Source organism: Photobacterium carnosum (assembly GCF_021236965.1).
Classification (GTDB): domain Bacteria; phylum Pseudomonadota; class Gammaproteobacteria; order Enterobacterales; family Vibrionaceae; genus Photobacterium; species Photobacterium carnosum.
This window is the reverse complement of sequence record NZ_WMDN01000002.1, coordinates 299,734-318,164: the sequence shown is the minus strand read 5'-3', so window position 1 is coordinate 318,164 and position 18,431 is coordinate 299,734. Positions and strand designations below refer to the sequence as shown.

The window sequence follows — 18,431 nt, the reverse complement described above, 5'->3', positions numbered from 1 at the left end:
CTAACAACGTAATCAATTCATTTAATTGTTAATCACTTATTTTAGTATTTGTCACCACACACGAAAGCGCAACAAAATCCTTACAATAAAGTTCATATCGCTTATTATAATAAAAAGATGACTACTAAATTTAGACAAAAAAATCCCTTATAAACGCTTAACTAAAAATAGTAGAGTCGATAAGGGATTCTTGTTTTAGCTGTCTATTCTGACGCTAAAAACTTAGCAATGACGCTCAAAAACTAAAGCTTTAAGCCCTCCTTCTGGCTCAATATCTTTAAACTCAGCAGGGTTATCTAAACGGTGAGAAAACACCATATCAGGCGCTTCAGCAGCCATTCCATCAATCAAGAATTGACTGGTTAAGGTTGGATCATTAACACAAGCTAATACAACACCCTCTTCCGTTAATAATTCAGGTAAACGGCGCAAAATCTTTTGGTAATCTTTGGTCAGTGCAAAACTGCCTTTTTGAAATGATGGTGGATCAATAATGATCAAATCATAAGGACCCATCTTCCGTACTTTACCCCATGACTTAAATAACTCATGGCCTAAGAAACTCACTTTCTTTAAATCATGGTTATTGAGGTGATGATTATCACGCCCGCGACTTAAAGCCGCTTTTGCCATATCAAGATTAACCACATAATCTGCGCCACCCGCAATGGCTGCCACAGAAAAACCACAAGTATAAGCAAATAAATTCAACACTCGTTTACCTGCGGCATGCTCACGTACCCAATCACGACCATAACGCATATCAAGAAATAGACCGTTATTTTGATTACGGCCTAAATCTAATTTATACGTTAAACCACTTTCAATAACATCTTGATAGTCAGAGCTTTGTCCCCACAATACATCCATAGGTGAACCTTGACGATCACGATGTTGCAACAATAAAGAACGCGCACCACTTGCTTGCCAAGCATCAGTTTCTGTTAACGTAATGAGCAAATCAGTTAACACTTGCATAAAATCAGCATCGGGCTCTTTGAATAAGGAAACCAGTACTTGACCTTGAAGCCAATCAACAGTGATTTGTTCAAGCCCTAGCCAACAACGACCGCGGCCATGAAACAATCGGCGAACTTCTGATGGTGGTGTCGCTAAAGCCGTTAATAAATGGGCTTCTAAAGTAGGTAAAGCGCTAATTTCCATAACATCATTCAAAGTAGTCAATTAAGGCGGGCTATTCTATACGTTGAGCCTCAGAATACCAACCGTGGGATAAAATAGAGTCATTTACTAATGTTGAGCACGTAAGACATATTCAACCGAATAATCAATAAGACTCGTGGAATGTAATGTCAGTGTTGCTGATGATGAAATAAAGTGACGCGGGGTAGTTTCAGGTAATATCAAATGTTGTTGAGCACGATTTCGACGATGATGTGATTGACGTTTTTGTTGAGAAACTCGCATTTTCAGCGTACGTGAATGAGCACTGCGCATTGTAAACCTCTAACTAATACATTCTTGGATACAGTATAAATTATCAATACCAAAAAGAAATGCACATCCACGTTTTACTTTTCAACTGCTTATAATATGCTCAATTAGCATGTGCATATCTGCATTTAATTCATGTTATTATTTTTTATTCGCTAATACAGGCCATGATAGCATCCAAGGTTGCTGCCATTTAGTTAATGCTAGCTCAGCCTCAGGTGTTGACCATAACTCTCCGATAGTAGGCGGACATAAAAATTGTTGTAGCTCACCTTGATAAGGAAAACGTAAACCATAAGCATGTAAATAGCCGCGATCTGCCGCTTCATTACCATAAATATCATCACCCGTAATACCAGAACCAACGCTGCGCAATGCCACCCGAATTTGATGGGTTTTTCCTGTATAGGGTTTACATAAAAAGATACGACGGCCTTCGCCACCAGCAGTGGAAAAAAACTGAGTAATTGCAGGGTTTACTTTGGTTGTTTCTAACTTCCAACTACTACGGCGTGAACGGGTCATATCACCAATCACAACACCTTGTTTTTTCTTTGGTTTTTTAGTACTAATCGCTACATAAAACTTTTCAACCCGACGTTCAGCAAAATTAGCGCACAATGCAGCTGCGGCCGTTTTATTGCGTCCAAGTAGCAATAAACCTGATGTCATTTTATCAAGCCGATGAATTAAATACAGTTTTTCATCGCCAGTTTGCTCGGCAACGGCTGCAAGTAATGGCTGATCATTATCGTCTTTATGTACACTAATCCCTGGGTGTTTATTAATAATTAAGAAATCAGTGTGCTGGTAAACAAGATCAAACATAATGAAAATAACGCCTTTACGGTACAAAGATGGCGCGAGTATAACTAGCCACTAAAAAAATAAAAGTATTAAGATTAAAGTTATAACAGTGCGCAACATTTAATCACCGCTAAGACAATCAAAATTACCTTATTTTTTTATACTAAAATGGTAACGCCTCCTCAAAAATAACCTTGATAATTCAACATAAGCATTAAAGAGCACTGAATATTAGGTTTTTTTTCCGTTTCAATGCACTATATATACAAATTGTATTTATATATTGATGAAGTCATTCGATGGAACAGTTTTATCAAATCTTAACGTGGATTGGCATTTTCGCCTATTGGCTGTTAATTGCATCTGTCACTGTGCGTGTGGTCTTTAAACGCCGAGCTGTTGGTGTATCTCTCGCATGGATGATGATTATTTATATCGTCCCCATTGGCGGTGTTATTGCTTATCTATTATTTGGCGAGCTTAATTTAGGAAAAAAACGGGCGGAACGGGCTCGTGAAATGTTTTTCCCCTTTCAAAGCTGGTTTCAATGCCTAACTGATTGCCCCGGCCACATGCCACAAAAAATGAGTGATGTTGCAAAACCAATTAACGATCTGTGTGAGAACCGTTTTGGGTTACCCGGATTAGTCGGTAATCACCTGTCATTAAAATCATCAACCGATGAGATTTTACGATCGCTTATTGCTGATATAAATAATGCACAACATTCAATTCATCTAGAGTTTTATATTTGGTATCCAGGCGGCCTTGCTGATGAAGTAGGTGTTGCCCTGATTAAAGCAGCAAAACGTGGTATTAGAGTTCGCATATTGCTTGATTCCGCCGGTAGCATGCGTTTCTTCCGCTCTCATTGGCCGAAATTGATTCGAGGTGCAGGTATTGAGCTTGTCGAAGCACTCGCTGTTTCACCATTTCGTATGTTCTTACGCCGCTTAGATTTACGTCAACACCGTAAAATAGTGGTTATTGATGACAACATTGCTTATACCGGTTCAATGAACTTAGTTGATCCCGCCTTCTTTAAAGTTGATGCGGGTGTCGGTCAATGGGTGGATGTCATGGTCAGAATCAGTGGTCCTACGGTTTCAGTACTTAATTGCATTCAAGCATGGGATTGGGAAGTGGAAACGGGACAACGTTTTTTACCGCCATTACCTACTTGCCAGATACCAACAGAAGATGAACCAGAGTATGACACGGTACAAGTGATCCCTTCAGGTCCAGGTATGCCCGATGACATTATCCATCAGGTGTTGCTATTAAGTATTTACCAAGCAAAGAAAAGTATTGTTATTACTACGCCTTACTTTGTGCCAAGTGAACACTTATTGCATGCAATGAAAGGTGCCGCTGAGCGTAATATCGATGTTCATATTGTACTACCCGATAAAAACGATTCGACCATGGTTGAATGGGCAAGTCGTTCTTTCTTTAGTGATTTATTAAAATCAGGCGTGCATATTCACCGTTTTCATGGCGGTTTATTACACACTAAATCAGTGGTGATTGATGATACTCACTGCTTAATCGGTACGGTTAACCTTGATATGCGCAGTTTATGGCTTAATTTTGAAGTCACAATGGCGGTGGATAATCTTGAGTTCACCCATAAACTGAGCCAATTACAGCAAAGTTACATTGCCGATTCAGAGCCGGTAGATAAAGAACAATGGGAAAAACGTTCAGTACGTAATAAATTTGGTGAACGCTTCTTCTATATGTTTAGCCCATTATTATAATACGGTAAATATACTGATAATAATTTGATAATAATTTGATAATAGCTTAATCATAAAAACAAAAACGCCTCAACTAGTGAGGCGTTTTTTATACATTATATATTGCTAATCTTGTTTCACTAACAATGAGCGATTACATTGCAGCCATAAAAATTTGTGAAATTTCTTCATGCGTTGCTTGCTTAGGATTAGTAAAACCACACGCATCTTTTAATGCATTATCCGCTAACAATGAAACATCTTCAGCTTTCACATTAAGATCTTTTAAGCCAGCAGGAATACCTACATCTTGAGATAGCGCCATGATTGCATCAATGGCAGCAGCAGCGCCCTGTTGTGGCGTCATTTCAGTCACATTCACACCCATTGCTGCGGCAACATCACGTAAACGCTCAGGACAAACCTGCGCGTTATAACGTTGAACATGAGGCAATAGAACAGCATTACATACACCGTGTGGCAAGTTATAAAAACCACCTAACTGGTGCGCCATTGCATGAACATAACCTAACGATGCATTGTTAAATGCCATGCCAGCCATAAATTGAGCATAAGCCATTTGCTCACGCGCATTTAAGTTTTGACCGTCTTTAACGGCTGTACGTAAGTTCGCTTCAATCAATTCAATCGCTTTAATCGCAACTGCATCTGTGATTGGTGTAGCGGCAATAGACACATAAGCTTCAATAGCATGGGTTAATGCATCCATACCTGTTGCAGCAGTCAATGAAGCAGGTTTTGCTAACATTAATTTAGGATCATTAACTGACATTAATGGCGTAGTGTTCTTATCAACAATTGCCATTTTAATATGACGTGCTTCATCTGTAATAATACAGAAACGGGTCATTTCAGAAGCAGTACCCGCAGTGGTATTAATGGCTACAACAGGTAGTTGTGGTTTTGCAGAACGGTCAACACCTTCGTAATCACCAATCTGACCACCATTCGCTGCTAACAATGCAATACCTTTTGCACAATCGTGAGGTGAACCACCACCTAATGAAATAACAAAGTCACAGCCGTTATCTTTTAACAGTGTTAAACCTTGATCAACATTGGTAATGGTTGGGTTTGGTTGAGTACCAGCGTAAACAACTGAATCAATTCCACGCTCAGTTAATAGCACAACAACTTGCGAAACCACACCAATTTCATTTAATACTTTATCGGTTACTATTAATGCTTTTTTAAAACCGTGAGCCTTAACGGCATCCGCCGCTTCTGTCAAACAACCAGCACCCATAAAATTAACACTTGGGATATAAAATGCACTGCTCATAATAACTTACCTTATTTTTCAAATATTCATTATTAAATATGTCTTATTCTATAAAACAGGTTTAAATAATGACACTCAGCGAAAATACGTCTTAAGTATTTTTACGCCTTTGGTTTTAAAATCTATTTGATCTAAAACAAGTATTGAAAAAACATTGCAACTTATATGCAAAACCATGAGCAAGATCTCAAAAAAACACCCACATTGTTTCCCTATAAAAACAATAACATTCATTAAGGAAACATAAAGCCTTAAAATAACTTATGAAGCAATATCACATCTCAATTTAATCGGTACAAAAGTCCAGTAAATGATCACTTTGTCATCTTACTATGAGCAGTATTTCCACCTACTATGCAACTAAAGCAACTTATTATTACTCTTAGTGCCTTAGAATATTCACGATTGATCAATGTGAACATTCCTGAGCTACATATTTGTTAGGTGGAAGATTATGACGTTTAAATTGACTCCAATTGCTATCTCTCTGGTATTATCCTTCGGTTTATTTGGGTGTAACAACGATAAGAATCAGCAGATATAAAAAATCCCTCGTTAGTTATAACGAAGGATTTTTATGTTTAGCTCAAGCTATTATGACAGCCTGCTATCAATCTAATAATCAGTCTTATGACCAAAAATCATCAACGGGTGCAGCTTTATTTTTACGTTTCTTTTTGCCTGTGCCTTCAGGTTTTGCCATTGGCTTTTCTGCCGCTAATAAGGCTTCTGACTCATCAACTTCAAAACCGGCAACTTGTTCACGCTCAAGTCGAATTTTATTTTTCTTCTCGATAACTTTAAAGTGATGGCTGTCTTCATAATCAATCAGTGATAATGCTAAACCAACTTCACCCGCACGACCACTACGACCAATACGGTGCATGTAATCTGCTGGGCTACGCGGTAAATCAAAGTTAATCACAACAGGTAGCTTTTCAATATCAAGACCACGTGCCGCAATGTCAGTTGCAATCAATACTTCAATATCGCCTAATTTAAACGCTTCTAATACACGAGTACGTGCACCTTGACCTTTATCACCGTGGAATACTTCAGCACAAATACCACGTCGAGAAAGTTTATCCGCTAAGTGTTCACACGTGTTTTTAGCATTCACAAATATAAGCGTTTGACGCCATTGATTTTCTTTAATCAATTGCGCTAATACTGCGGTTTTTTCGCCTTTATTAACGGTAAACACACGCTGTACTAACGTACTTGCATCAACACTTTGTAATTGAAGCTCAACCGGATCATTAAGTAATTCTTGAGTTAATGTCTTTACTTGCTCAGGAAACGTTGCTGAGAATAATAACGTTTGCTTGTTTTTAGGTAACAATGCTAATAATGATGATAATTCTTCAGTAAAGCCAAGACTTAACATACGATCAGCTTCATCAAGCACTAAGGTTTTAACCCGATCAAGCTTAATAGCATTACTTGAAATCAAATCTAATAATCGACCCGGTGTTGCCACTAAAATATCTGTACCACCACGTAATGCTAGCATTTGGGTATTGGCTGATACACCACCAAATACAGCAACAGTTTTAATTGCGCCGTTAAAATGGGTCGCATAAGATTTAATGCTATCTGCAACTTGTTTTGCTAGCTCACGGGTTGGAACTAAAACAAGCCCTGAAACATAGTTACCCTTTGCATTCTTATTTTCAGTAGCTTTAGTTTGATGCAACTGTTGTAACAACGGCAAAGCAAATGTTGCCGTTTTACCTGAACCTGTATTTGCACCCGCAATTAAGTCACGTCCCGCTAATACACTCGGAATAGCTTGTGCTTGAATAGGCGTTGGCTGTTGATATTCCAGCTCCGTTAATCGTGCTAACAAAGGTGAAATAAGGCCAAGTTCTGCAAAGTTGGCTGGTGTTGTAATAGTGGTCATTAATATACAGGCTCAAAACTAAAATAATTGCTGTCATTTTAGCTTATTTAGCCTGTACTCAGTTAGTGATATTCTGTTATGAAGGTAACTTGAGGGTTTATCGGGCTATTGCTGATGGGTTATTTTCAGTCCCCCACTTCATTTGAGCTTGTTCTATCGCACGACAGAAAACAACCGCAAATTAACTGCCAGAACATATTCTAATATAAGTACGTATTGCAATACCTCTTACCCCCCCCTTTTGGGTTTGTTATTTACCATTTAAAGTCTCGCTCTGACCATGAAATGAACGTTGTTATCTATTAACATTACAACAAGAAAAACAAGGCAGGGAATAATTCAATTAGATCATTTTGATACTCATCCCCCCTGTTACTAAATATCACCTAGGAGCTTTCTATGAACAAAAAACACGTTGCTGTTATTGGTGCTACAGGTCAAATAGGGACACCTTTAACTAACGGTTTACTCACGTTAGGGCATGATGTCACCGTCATCACTCGTGAGCGTAACGCAAGAAATAGTGCTAAATTAGCGCAGTTTGAAAAGCAGGGAGCGAAGATCGTTGAGTGTGCATATATGCATGATGTGGATTCAATGGCAAACATTCTTCAAGGGATTGATACATTAGTAGCAAGCGTTCCTGGCTCTAAAGAAATCATCCAGAAATCCGAACCGATTTGGCTAGCAGCCGCGGTAAAAGCAGGTGTTGAGCGATTTGTACCTACCGAGTTTGGTTCCCACACTCAGGCGATTGAAATGGGAGATGGTGAAATATTTGACCAAAAAAAACACTTCCATGATTTACTCATGAACTCAGGTATTGGTTGGACACTTTATTATAATGGTGGGATTTTTGACTATTTCTTACCTAACTTAAGATTCTTTCGCAAGATCACCACATTTGGAAATCTTGAGTTACCTATTTATACCCACGATATTGAAGATATTGGCTACCTCGCCGCTATGGCAGTGACGGATGAACGGACGATTAACAAATGTGTCCAGGTTGATTTCAATGCCTTAACTCAAAACGAAATGTTAGCTCAAATCAAACAGAATTGGCCTAATTATCCCTTTGAATATGAACACTTCTCTTCAGAATACATCACAGAAATGAAAGAAAACTCAGGTGATGAGATCACATCAAAGAAAGGGAACGAAACTGACAAAGAGCGTTGGGGCATCAACTATGTTAATTATGTAATTGATAAACTTGCTGCATTTACCGAACAAACTTTACGAGCCAGTGATCTATACCCTGACTATGTGTGTAAACGCCCAGAAGAAGCATTGAACGATGCGAAATTTGTCTTCGAGGATTAATCAGCCAACATGATAAAAAGAGATAACCTTCTCGTTATTTCTTTTTATCCAAGGTACAAGATATAGCAATTTCAACGTTCGATATTAACCATTTTTCGCCAGAGGTTGACCGTGAATGTCATGTGTTGAGACATTAATATAAAGGCATCACTAACCTAATATACAAGTTCTCATTATGGATTCTTGGTTAACCTTATTACCTCCCTGTTTATCAATACTGCTTGCCATCACCACAAAGCAAGTTTATGTGGCCATTTTTGCTGGCATCATGGCGGGATCTATCCTGCTATCTCATAATGTCTTACTGGGTATTACAAATAGTTTCAATGCGGTCGCTGATACTTTTCAGTCATCAAACTCAGTAAAAAGCTTGATATTTATCTTGATGATTGGCGCAATTATCAATGTGATGAAACAATCTGGTGGCATTGATACGCTCATTTATCAACTGGTATACAAACGAAATATTGTAAAATCAAAAGGGAGTGCACAGCTTATCACCATCGCCTTTGGCTTTTTAATGTGCCTAGAAGGAGTTGGCTCCATGATGTTAATTGGTCTTGTTGGCCGTCCGCTATTTAATCAGTTTGATATTTCACGCGAAAAGCTTGCGTTTATAGCTAATTGCACCGGAGCACCCTTAGCCTGGCTGATGCCATTTAGTGGCGCAGGGATTTTTCTTGCCAGCCTAATTGCAGTTCAAGTGGAAAATGGCACTTTGGACAAGCCGCCGATGTACTATGTATTAGCCGCATTACCTTATCAAATCTACACGATGGCTATACTGGTTTTAGTGCTATTGCTGGCGTTGAAGCAGCATGATTTCACTGCTCAAAGTACATCTGCAAATCAAGTTAATATTGTACCTTCATCTGATCATCAGCCACAAACCAGCATCTTGGCTATTATATTACCTGTTGCTATCTTATTAGCGTCGATTCTTGTTATTACTTACGTAACCAGAGACATCAGTTCAGCGGTTTATTGGAGTGGTTTCATCTCGCTTATCGGATCAGGGATCTACTTTCGAGTCTGCAAAGTTAACATTAACCAATATGTAGAATGGTGCGTAAAAGGGATGGAAAACATGCTACCCGCAGCCATCATACTGACATTAGCATTTTCATTAAGCGGAATTACCGGAGAACTTGGCACGGGGAAGTATCTGGCTAGTTTTGTATCAAACGAGGTACCTATATGGCTTGTATCGGCTTCTATCTTTGTTATTTGTGTGCTGATTTCATTTTCTACAGGTAGTTCTGGTGCAACCGTTAGCATCATGACCCCTATTATTATACCGCTTGCTGTTAATATCGGAATATCGGTACCGCTTGTTATTGCCACAGTAATTTCAGGCGCTGTATTTGGCGACCAAAGCTCACCAACATCTGATTCAGTGGTTGTCGCCTCATCGGCAGCTAATTGCCCACCAGCAAAACACTTTGCAACTCAGTTGCCTTATACTTTGGCTGTCGCTCTACTGTCACTGATGTTTTATCTTATAATGGGTTTTTACACTTAAATATTGAATGAGTATTTATGATATGAATATCCCTTTAGTCGGCTTTAATCACGTTAAAACATCAAATTGTGAAATTGAAGTTATTGATTTAGAAGCGTTGTATCAATGCAAAGAAAGACTCACTCATAACCCCACATTGCCACATCGAGTCAATTTTAATCATATCATTCATATAGAAGAAGGAGAAGGTACCCACCTGATTGACTTTGTGAACTACCCCTATGAGTCAGGGGCATTTATTTTTATTCAAAAGAACCAAGTGCATGCGTTTGATTTCAGCCATAAACCAAAAGGGAAAGTACTGATATTTACTCAAGAATTCATCAATCAAGCACTTACCAATATGAGACTACCAGAATTTGTACCAACGCATCTCGAGTACACTTATAAGCCTGTTTTTATTCCTGACCCAGAAACAATTAGCAGTAGTGAAATATTGCTAACTGAAATCAGCAAAGAACTTCATTATCAGGAATCTAATCCGCTCATCACTATGTTTTTATTTTCTTCACTGTCGCTCATATTACGCCGAGTCATGCCAGAAAATCATCATGATAAATTAAACAAAAATCAGTTATCTAAGTTCAATGATTTTGTTGCACGGCTTGAAACAAACTTCCACCACACCCGAGATGCAACCTATTATGCAGACCAACTGCACACGACCTACAAAACCTTAAATCAGATATGCAAATTAGCTTGCAACCAAACAGCTAAGCAACTCATCGATGCCTACACTATTTTAGAAGCCAAACGACGGCTGGTTCTGGATGGTCTACCAACCCAGCAGCTTGCTTACGAACTTGGCTTTGAAGATGCCAGTAATTTTGTAAAATATTTTAAAAAACATACCTTGATCACCCCATCCCGTTTTCAGAAACAATTCCAAGGTGTGTGATTGACCATTTTCTTACTTATACTGACCTTATTATCCTCGGCCTTTATAGTATTATTTACTCATTCCAATAAAAGGGAATGATGACAAAAAAGGTCTTTCTACCGTTTTATCCACAACGGTTTTAATGCGCACTGCATGTACAAGTCAGTTTCAGCAGAGGAAAATACGATGAGCATATCTAACAAAGACAAAGCAATTGCCCTGCTTAACAGCATTGAAACTAGAGAGCAGCAGGCTGTCGCTTATGTCAATCCAGATAAATATATTCAACACAACCTAGCTATTAGTGATGGTCTTGCAGGGTTCGGTGCAGTCCTTCAAGCACTCCCAGAAAACAGTGCCAAGGTTGATATAAAACGTGCTTATCAAGATGGTAAATACGTATTTACCCATACCGATTACACTTTCTTTGGCCCTAAAGTTGGTTTTGATGTATTTCGCTTTGAAGATGGCCTAATCGTCGAGCACTGGGATAACCTGACTGAAAAAAGTGCGCTAAACCCAAGTGGTCGCACGCAGCTAGATGGCGCAACAGCAGTCAGTGATTTAGATAAGACAGAAGAAAACAAAGCACTCGTTACTGACTTTGTTGATACTATTCTTGTTAACGGTAAATTAGCACAACTTGGTCGTTTTATTGCTGACGGTGACGCGAACTATCTGCAACACAATTCAGCGATTGCAGATGGTCTTTCTGGCTTAGGCAACGCACTGGAAGCTATGGCCAAACAAGGCATTAAAATGGCTTATACCCAAAACCATATCGTCTTGGGTGAAGGTAACTTTGCTTTAAGTATCAGTGAAGGTAGTTTTGCTGGCGAGCATGTTTCTTTCTATGATTTATTCCGCATTGAAAACAACAAGATTGTAGAGCATTGGGACACCATCGAGCCAATTCCAGCAAAAGACTCATGGAAAAACAACAACGGTAAATTTGGTTTCTAAGCTAAATCAATCATCCAATAAACCGTAGCAGCCATATTGCTACGGTTTGATTTTCTGTTTAACCATCCTTCCTTTTATCTCATTACCTCTATTACGAGGATATCTGGTGCTGTCGTAAAATTTTGGTAAGTACAAACGTATCGAATTCTAAATACAACTATGCAGTGAATACAATAACTCTACGACTCACTGTAGAGAATGACGGGGTGAGTTTTGCCATCACTGTAAAAAATAGCTGGAATTAATTGCTATATTTCAGCAGCAAATAACGCGGGTTATTTCCCGTCATCTCGGAAGCGAAGCATGAGCTATCCGTGATCTATTCACCACGCCATTGAGCATTAAAGATGCCAATAAAAATATGCCTAAACATCAACGTAAATAGTAACCTTACGACATGCTAATAGTAGATTCCCTATCTCGTTAGTAACCTCACTGTAGGGAATGACGGGGTGAGTTATGCATTCACTGCAAGGAATAACGAAATTTGATTTATTCAGACGTAAAAAAGCCGCTGTAAAAACAGCGGCTTTCTTGAATGTGGCGGAGCTGCTTCGAGGATTAGCGGATTTGAACCCTGCTTTACTCACTCAGTCCAAACGCCCACTTTCATTCAGACGTAAAAAAGCCGTTAACTTTCGTTAACGGCTTTTTCAAATGTGGCGGAGAGATAGGGATTTGAACCCTAGATACGCTATAAACGTATGCTGGTTTTCAAGACCAGTGCTTTCAACCGCTCAGCCATCTCTCCAATTTTTATATCTCTCTAAAAGAGATATGGCGGTGAGGGAGGGATTCGAACCCTCGATACGTTGCCGTATACACGCTTTCCAGGCGAGCTCCTTCAGCCACTCGGACACCTCACCACATTGTTGCCAACAACGCTTTGCTTGTCGACGGCGTGTAATATATTGATTTATGGGATATAGGTCAAGGGTTTTTATTGAAGTTTTTTCTATTTGCTTACTTATATTGCAATTCGCATTGTTTTTATACCAAAACCATGACTTGCTCTCATTTAAAAACAATAAAAGCACCTCAAAGGGTGCTTTCGACTAATAGCAATAAAACTAACACAGGTTAAATAAGAGGTTGAGAAGTCACTGTAACACGGAACATTCTGCGGCATAGCTCAAGAAATTGACCATAAACCACACCTAGTGCGCCTGACACTAAAATGTTACTCATTACCGCCGCTATAATTTGTTCTTTATTCGCACCAACAACCAAAAGGATACATGCATAGATAGGAGACTGGAATACCACATATGCCACCATATCTGATAACCCTTTCATCCATCGTGTTGGCGACAACTTCCGACCCCAACCAATAACATAATCACGGAACATACCGTAGGGCCATGCAATCGCAATATTAATCGGAATAGATAACGTACGAGATGCTAATGACTGTTCAAAAGACATGCCTGAAATAAAAATTTCAATCATCATCCCAGTAATAAAGCCAAACACAACCATTGCAAATATATCTGCAGCGGCATTTCTAACTCTAAATGGCACTTTAATAACAGACATTCACTTCCCTTACTCTAGCAAAATCAACCAGTATTGGATCTACATACGTTACTTAAAACTACCTAATCAACACGATGTAGTTCATGTGCGAATTAAAACAGCTTTTTTATAAAATAAGGTTCTGTATTTAATATTGGTTTCGAGTTAATAACTACTATTTGAGTTAAATGTAGGGTTTTTATCTAGTCTAAAAATAACCATTAGAGCATTTAATTGTCACTATTAGTTTATTTAATACGGCAAATTAATAACAACTAAAAATCCGAATTTAAGAATAAATTCGGATTAGTTATTTATATGTATTTATCGGGCTTATTACGCCAAAGATGGCTGTGGTAATTTAGGTAACTTAATCGTTAGTGCGATAATTAATGAAACAATTAACAATGCAAACATTAAATAGAACGTCGCGATAAAACCGCCGAAGATAGAAGCAACAATTGAACCAATGAAACTACCAACACCAAACCCTAAATAAATGATACCGTAATTTTTAGTAAGGTTATTCAAACCAAAGAAATCACTAACTAATGAAGGGAATACAGTAATTGTGCCACCAAAACTAAAGGCAATACAAGCAACAGCAACATAGAAACTCATCTGACTTTGATGAGCAAATAATAAAGCACACACACCGATTAGACATACTGCTAATGATATTGCGACAACCTTAGTACGTGCCATTTTATCGGATAACACACCTAAAACTAGTCGACCACCTAAGTTAGCTACAGCAATAATAGCCACGCTAGATGCAGCAACATCTAATGATAAATGTACGTAGCCCTGACCGATGTCTTTTGCAACACCAATAACGTACAAACCACTCATACAAACAGTTAAGAAAACTAAAGCTAACATCCAAAATTGAGGACATTTCATTGATTGTGAAAGACTAAAATCACGTACTTCTGCAGCAGATTCTGTGGCAGAGACTTGTTGTTTAGGTGCATCTTTCATCATTAAGCCGCCAATGATAACCATGACCATTGCAATGATGCCCCAGTAATCAAATGTGCTTTCTAAACCATTATGCTCAAGGAAGTACATATTAATGAATTTAAAACCTAAACTCCCTAAACCATACGCACCAATCGCACAGGCAGAAATTAACCCTTTACGCTCAGGGAAAAACTTAACGCAGTTAGAGAGCGTCATTAAATAACCCGTACCGTCAGCAAAGCCAATTAACAATCCAGCAAAAATATATAATAGCCAAATATTGGTAGCATGAGCAGTAAGCAATAAACTCACACCCAATAAAACACCCGCCCCCAGAGTAACGTTACGTACACCGAACCGTTCTTGCATTTTACCCGCCATTGATGATGCAACGGCTAATGCCAAGCTCATAATACCAAAAGAAAAAGCGACACGACTTACAGGCTCAGATAACTTACCTGCAAGTTGAGAATTAAATAAACTCCATGTATAAACTGAACCTAAAGCAAACTGAGTAATAACAGTACCGAGTAACGTGAAATAACGGCTACGACTGGTGAGTTGAGTGGTCATGGTGACGTCCTTTTTTGGTGAAATACTCAAGGCCATATTGCAGATTGCCTTGCTGCTGTTCACCAAAATACGACAATAACCATAGATAACAAGAGGGTAATAAAACAATAAAATCAATGGTAACGTATAAGGAATAAAATGCAGTATAGCGGCATGAAATACATTTAGCCGCTAATCATATGTTGTGATTTACAACTGCATTAGATTACGAAAAGCTTTTAAATTACTGCGACTCACAGGAATCTGTTGATCAACATGGTCCATTTTTATCATATAAGTACTATTGACCCATGGAATAATTTCTTTAACCTCATTAATATTAATGCAATAAGAACGGTGACAACGGAAAAAATCACTAACAGGTAAACGTAACATTAATTCACTGATCGTCATTGATGCAATAAAGCACCCTTTCGCAGTATAAACCTGTGTTACTTTTTCATTGGCAATAGCACAACAAATATCGCTAATCGCTGTAACATGAATATGATTATTAAGTATTAAATTAATACTCTTACTACGTATATTAAGGATTGGTTGCGGTAATTCTTGTTCTTGAGCCCGCACCTGTAACTTAGTTAATAATCCCATCACTCGTTGCTCATTAAGCGGTTTCAGTAAATAATCGACCGCTTCTAATTCAAACGCATCTACCGCATATTCTTTATAAGCGGTGGTAAATATAATTTGAGGCTTATGGGAAAATTGGGCAATATTACGTGCTAACAACATGCCATCAATTGACGGAACATTAATATCTAAAAAGACAATATCAACCTTATTAGATTGTAAAAATTTAAAAGCATCTAAACCGTCATCAAATGCTGCCACAATATTAATGGTGCTATGCTTTTCAATTAAATAGGTTAATTCTTCACGGGCTAAATATTCATCTTCTACAATCAACGCATTTAATATCATGATCTTAATCCTGATCTTTTATAAAAAACTGCATACTCGTTCCTTGCTCAAGCCGAGCAATATGTAATCCATCGCTATACAATAACAACAACCGCTGATGAACATTATTGAGTCCAATATGATGCGAATCTATTTTACCTTGATATAATCTATCAATCGTTTGCTGATCGATACCAACCCCAGTATCTGTAATTGTAACAACCACATCATCAACATTTTTTTTAACTGAAATAACTACTTTCCCAGCGACTCGTGACTGCTGAATCCCGTGTAAAATAGCATTCTCAACTAACGGTTGAATCAATAAACACGGTATTCGAGGGTGAACATCATCAATATCAAACACCACCTCAAGTTTTGATCCAAACCGTGCCTGTTCAATGGCAACATAATCACGTACTTGTTGAATTTCTTCTTGAATATCAATTAACCCAACATCACGTTCTAAATTGTAACGTAAAAAATCAGCCAAATTAGCAATCAATTGTCGCGCTTCATCAGGACGAATACGAATTAAAGTCGAAATAGCATTAAGTGCATTAAATAAAAAGTGTGGATTTATTTTACTTTGTAGGGCTGAAAACTCGGCTTTTGCTGCCATTTGCTTTAATTGTTCAATCCTTGAAACTTCCATTTGAGTGGATATTATTTGTGATAAACCAATCGCCATTTCACGCAATGACATGCGAATATGATTAGGCTGACAATAAAATATTTTAAGGGTGCCACTCACCTCGCCATTTTCCCACAATGGAATAATAAGCAATGAGTGAAAATTATGTACGTTAAGGTTATTACTTATTATTTGTTCGCCACTTTCTACTGCTTGACGAGTCATTTGGCTGATTTTATGATGGGCATCTAAAAAGTGTTCTTCCCCACGGCCAACATAAGCACGAACATCTTGCGTATTAGTAATAGCTACCGCATCAGCTCCCGTATAAAAACGAATAATACTGCACACTTTTTGTAAGGCCTGTCGCGTGTTAATACGAAAATAAGGTAAGGTTTTATTGGCAATCTCAAGGGCGAGCTTAGCTTGTTGCGCCGCTATCAGCTCTTGCTCTTCATCTAAATCTTGCACTAATTTAATAATTAATCCAATTGATAATGTACCAAAAATCATTGGAAAACTAATATGGGCAACAATATTATAAGCTTGGTCTTTATTATGTGATAACACCATAATCAATACCATTGTCAGTATTTCACAACACATTCCCGCTAAAATACCCAATTGGGCATAATTTTTTTTAGTACACTTACAATGGATCCATGTTGCTAATAAACCCGCAAAAATACTTGTTATTAAACATGCAACAGATGTAGGGCCATCAACATCAATTAAATAGCGATGAATACCCGCAATAATACCCGCGGGAATACCCACCCATGGACCAAAAATAATACCACCCGATAACACCGCAATAATGCGCACATTCACTAATGAACCATCAACATATAAACCGGTATAGGTACTAAATACTGCAAATAAAATAAACAATGCTGAAATCATTGCGGTTTCAACGGGTCTTCGATGCGTTTTCTTTACTATTGATTGAAACAATTGGGTACGCGTTAATAAAAATAATGTCATCAACATCAAGGCCGCGCGTTCAAATACGGCTAATAACATCATGAATTGTTCGATGTACATCGCTAAATCCTAACTATAAGTAAAATAATGAGACTCTTTAATCTATTTTCATAACATAAATCTATTACATATTTAAAGATTATGTTATTAGTGACGTCTTCATGTTTTAATTAAAATCAACAATAACCAATTTAATATCAGTAATCGTAATTTGTGCCTCTTTTTTGATGCAATATGATAAATATTTTTAACCGTGACTAGGTTGTTATCAGGAGGCTGTTACAATAGTGATCTAAAGTTCAGCTATGCATGTATAAGTTAATGCACCTGAACACTTCACCATAATTAACTTGAGATTGTTTTATGCCTTCACACCTAAGTACTATTTTGCAAAACGCTCAACTAGCAGATCAATTGCTATCTGAATCACAAACTCGCGGCTTTGTAACGGCAATGGCGGCAGCACCGCACCTTATTGATCCGACTGAATGGTTAGCTTTTATGTGGGGTGGCGAAGAAACATCACCTTTCGATAGCCATGAAGACTTAGAAACTTACGCAAAAGCTATTATTGAGATCTGGAACGAAGCTCGTGCAGCATTATTTGAAAGCACTTGGCAATGGCCTGAAGGCTGCGCTTTAGATAATAGCCAAATTGTTACCGATGCTACCAGCAACTTTTGTGAAGGTATGCTACAAGGATGGCAATTAGCGCGTGATGATTGGGAAACAATTATGCCACCAGATAGTGAAGATAACGCGTTACTTGGCGGTGTATTATTATCTTTTAGCTTATTATTTGATCCTGAAACTGCATTAGAAGCGTTAAAAGAACAAAATGCCGATGCACTAGCGCAATTTGAAGAAATCTTTAATGCGATTCCCGTTATGCTATGTGGCCTAACACAACGTGGCGCGCAATTAGTCGCAGCCCAGTAATATTCCCCAAAACAAGACTAAAAAA

At 38.1% G+C, this 18,431-nt stretch carries 16 protein-coding genes and 2 tRNA genes; 7 read left to right on the top strand and 11 right to left on the bottom strand.

Features of this window, described 5'->3' with window-relative positions; all coding sequences use genetic code 11:
- Window positions 1-222: 222 nt before the first annotated feature.
- The 3 genes from GLP24_RS03450 to GLP24_RS03440 form a co-directional block, all read right to left on the bottom strand.
- Complete coding sequence (locus GLP24_RS03450; RefSeq protein WP_232615522.1) at window positions 223-1,164, bottom strand: class I SAM-dependent methyltransferase; 942 nt, start codon at window positions 1,162-1,164, stop codon at window positions 223-225.
- Between the two features lie 87 nt (window positions 1,165-1,251).
- Window positions 1,252-1,458, bottom strand: coding sequence for a hypothetical protein (locus tag GLP24_RS03445; RefSeq protein WP_101767098.1), 207 nt, complete (start codon window positions 1,456-1,458; stop codon window positions 1,252-1,254).
- A 138-nt stretch (window positions 1,459-1,596) separates the two neighbouring features.
- Complete coding sequence (locus tag GLP24_RS03440; protein ID WP_232615521.1) at window positions 1,597-2,283, bottom strand: TIGR01621 family pseudouridine synthase; 687 nt, start codon at window positions 2,281-2,283, stop codon at window positions 1,597-1,599.
- A gap of 278 nt (window positions 2,284-2,561) precedes the next feature.
- Here GLP24_RS03440 and cls point away from each other — a divergent pair, with 278 nt between their 5' ends.
- Window positions 2,562-4,022, top strand: coding sequence for a cardiolipin synthase (gene cls, locus GLP24_RS03435; RefSeq protein ID WP_101767100.1), 1,461 nt, complete (start codon window positions 2,562-2,564; stop codon window positions 4,020-4,022).
- Between the two features lie 133 nt (window positions 4,023-4,155).
- On the opposite strand, the gene yiaY is transcribed toward cls, so the two are convergent.
- Both yiaY and GLP24_RS03425 read right to left on the bottom strand, forming a co-directional pair.
- Window positions 4,156-5,304, bottom strand: a complete 1,149-nt coding sequence (yiaY, locus tag GLP24_RS03430) for an L-threonine dehydrogenase (RefSeq protein ID WP_101767101.1) — start codon at window positions 5,302-5,304, stop codon at window positions 4,156-4,158.
- 628 nt (window positions 5,305-5,932) lie between these two features.
- Window positions 5,933-7,207 (bottom strand): DEAD/DEAH box helicase, encoded by a 1,275-nt coding sequence (locus GLP24_RS03425; protein WP_152652881.1) that lies wholly within the window; start codon window positions 7,205-7,207, stop codon window positions 5,933-5,935.
- Between the two features lie 399 nt (window positions 7,208-7,606).
- Here GLP24_RS03425 and GLP24_RS03420 point away from each other — a divergent pair, with 399 nt between their 5' ends.
- The 5 genes from GLP24_RS03420 (at window position 7,607) to GLP24_RS03400 (ending at window position 12,543) form a co-directional block, all read left to right on the top strand.
- Window positions 7,607-8,533 (top strand): NmrA family NAD(P)-binding protein, encoded by a 927-nt coding sequence (locus GLP24_RS03420; RefSeq protein ID WP_232615520.1) that lies wholly within the window; start codon window positions 7,607-7,609, stop codon window positions 8,531-8,533.
- A 175-nt stretch (window positions 8,534-8,708) separates the two neighbouring features.
- On the top strand, window positions 8,709-10,055 hold the full coding sequence (locus tag GLP24_RS03415) for a Na+/H+ antiporter NhaC family protein (RefSeq protein WP_232615519.1): 1,347 nt from the start codon (window positions 8,709-8,711) through the stop codon (window positions 10,053-10,055).
- A gap of 22 nt (window positions 10,056-10,077) precedes the next feature.
- A complete protein-coding gene (locus tag GLP24_RS03410; protein ID WP_045035677.1) occupies window positions 10,078-10,953 on the top strand; it encodes an AraC family transcriptional regulator in 876 nt (291 codons plus the stop codon).
- Between the two features lie 135 nt (window positions 10,954-11,088).
- Window positions 11,089-11,898, top strand: coding sequence for a nuclear transport factor 2 family protein (locus GLP24_RS03405; RefSeq protein ID WP_232615518.1), 810 nt, complete (start codon window positions 11,089-11,091; stop codon window positions 11,896-11,898).
- Between the two features lie 459 nt (window positions 11,899-12,357).
- The gene (locus GLP24_RS03400; protein WP_232615517.1) at window positions 12,358-12,543 is read left to right on the top strand and encodes a hypothetical protein; all 186 of its coding nucleotides are present in this window, start codon (window positions 12,358-12,360) and stop codon (window positions 12,541-12,543) included.
- A gap of 15 nt (window positions 12,544-12,558) precedes the next feature.
- Here GLP24_RS03400 and GLP24_RS03395 read toward each other — a convergent pair.
- The 6 genes from GLP24_RS03395 to GLP24_RS03370 all read right to left on the bottom strand — a co-directional run bounded on the left by GLP24_RS03395 (window position 12,559) and on the right by GLP24_RS03370 (window position 17,527).
- Window positions 12,559-12,649 (bottom strand) — tRNA-Ser (locus tag GLP24_RS03395).
- A gap of 27 nt (window positions 12,650-12,676) precedes the next feature.
- Window positions 12,677-12,764: transfer RNA gene (locus GLP24_RS03390), tRNA-Ser, on the bottom strand.
- A 214-nt stretch (window positions 12,765-12,978) separates the two neighbouring features.
- A complete protein-coding gene (locus GLP24_RS03385) occupies window positions 12,979-13,434 on the bottom strand; it encodes an L-alanine exporter AlaE (RefSeq protein ID WP_101767107.1) in 456 nt (151 codons plus the stop codon).
- 315 nt (window positions 13,435-13,749) lie between these two features.
- Window positions 13,750-14,949: an L-lactate MFS transporter gene (locus GLP24_RS03380; protein ID WP_101767108.1), complete on the bottom strand. Its 1,200-nt coding sequence runs from the start codon at window positions 14,947-14,949 to the stop codon at window positions 13,750-13,752.
- A 189-nt stretch (window positions 14,950-15,138) separates the two neighbouring features.
- Window positions 15,139-15,867, bottom strand: a complete 729-nt coding sequence (locus tag GLP24_RS03375) for a LytR/AlgR family response regulator transcription factor (RefSeq protein WP_279147195.1) — start codon at window positions 15,865-15,867, stop codon at window positions 15,139-15,141.
- 7 nt (window positions 15,868-15,874) lie between these two features.
- On the bottom strand, window positions 15,875-17,527 hold the full coding sequence (locus GLP24_RS03370) for a LytS/YhcK type 5TM receptor domain-containing protein (RefSeq protein ID WP_232615516.1): 1,653 nt from the start codon (window positions 17,525-17,527) through the stop codon (window positions 15,875-15,877).
- A 303-nt stretch (window positions 17,528-17,830) separates the two neighbouring features.
- On the opposite strand from GLP24_RS03370, the gene GLP24_RS03365 reads away from it, so the two are divergent.
- On the top strand, window positions 17,831-18,406 hold the full coding sequence (locus GLP24_RS03365) for a UPF0149 family protein (protein WP_101767109.1): 576 nt from the start codon (window positions 17,831-17,833) through the stop codon (window positions 18,404-18,406).
- Window positions 18,407-18,431 lie beyond the last annotated feature (25 nt).

Excerpts from the sequence above, each read along its gene's own strand:
- GLP24_RS03450 (WP_232615522.1), bottom strand. The coding sequence starts at position 1,164 with ATGGAAATTAGCGCTTTACCTACTTTAGAAGCCCATTTATTAACGGCT.
- GLP24_RS03445 (WP_101767098.1), bottom strand. The coding sequence starts at position 1,458 with ATGCGCAGTGCTCATTCACGTACGCTGAAAATGCGAGTTTCTCAACAA.
- GLP24_RS03440 (WP_232615521.1), bottom strand. The coding sequence starts at position 2,283 with ATGTTTGATCTTGTTTACCAGCACACTGATTTCTTAATTATTAATAAA.
- cls (WP_101767100.1), top strand. The coding sequence starts at position 2,562 with ATGGAACAGTTTTATCAAATCTTAACGTGGATTGGCATTTTCGCCTAT.
- yiaY (WP_101767101.1), bottom strand. The coding sequence starts at position 5,304 with ATGAGCAGTGCATTTTATATCCCAAGTGTTAATTTTATGGGTGCTGGT.
- GLP24_RS03425 (WP_152652881.1), bottom strand. The coding sequence starts at position 7,207 with ATGACCACTATTACAACACCAGCCAACTTTGCAGAACTTGGCCTTATT.
- GLP24_RS03420 (WP_232615520.1), top strand. The coding sequence starts at position 7,607 with ATGAACAAAAAACACGTTGCTGTTATTGGTGCTACAGGTCAAATAGGG.
- GLP24_RS03415 (WP_232615519.1), top strand. The coding sequence starts at position 8,709 with ATGGATTCTTGGTTAACCTTATTACCTCCCTGTTTATCAATACTGCTT.
- GLP24_RS03410 (WP_045035677.1), top strand. The coding sequence starts at position 10,078 with ATGAATATCCCTTTAGTCGGCTTTAATCACGTTAAAACATCAAATTGT.
- GLP24_RS03405 (WP_232615518.1), top strand. The coding sequence starts at position 11,089 with ATGTACAAGTCAGTTTCAGCAGAGGAAAATACGATGAGCATATCTAAC.
- GLP24_RS03400 (WP_232615517.1), top strand. The coding sequence starts at position 12,358 with ATGCATTCACTGCAAGGAATAACGAAATTTGATTTATTCAGACGTAAA.
- GLP24_RS03385 (WP_101767107.1), bottom strand. The coding sequence starts at position 13,434 with ATGTCTGTTATTAAAGTGCCATTTAGAGTTAGAAATGCCGCTGCAGAT.
- GLP24_RS03380 (WP_101767108.1), bottom strand. The coding sequence starts at position 14,949 with ATGACCACTCAACTCACCAGTCGTAGCCGTTATTTCACGTTACTCGGT.
- GLP24_RS03370 (WP_232615516.1), bottom strand. The coding sequence starts at position 17,527 with ATGTACATCGAACAATTCATGATGTTATTAGCCGTATTTGAACGCGCG.
- GLP24_RS03365 (WP_101767109.1), top strand. The coding sequence starts at position 17,831 with ATGCCTTCACACCTAAGTACTATTTTGCAAAACGCTCAACTAGCAGAT.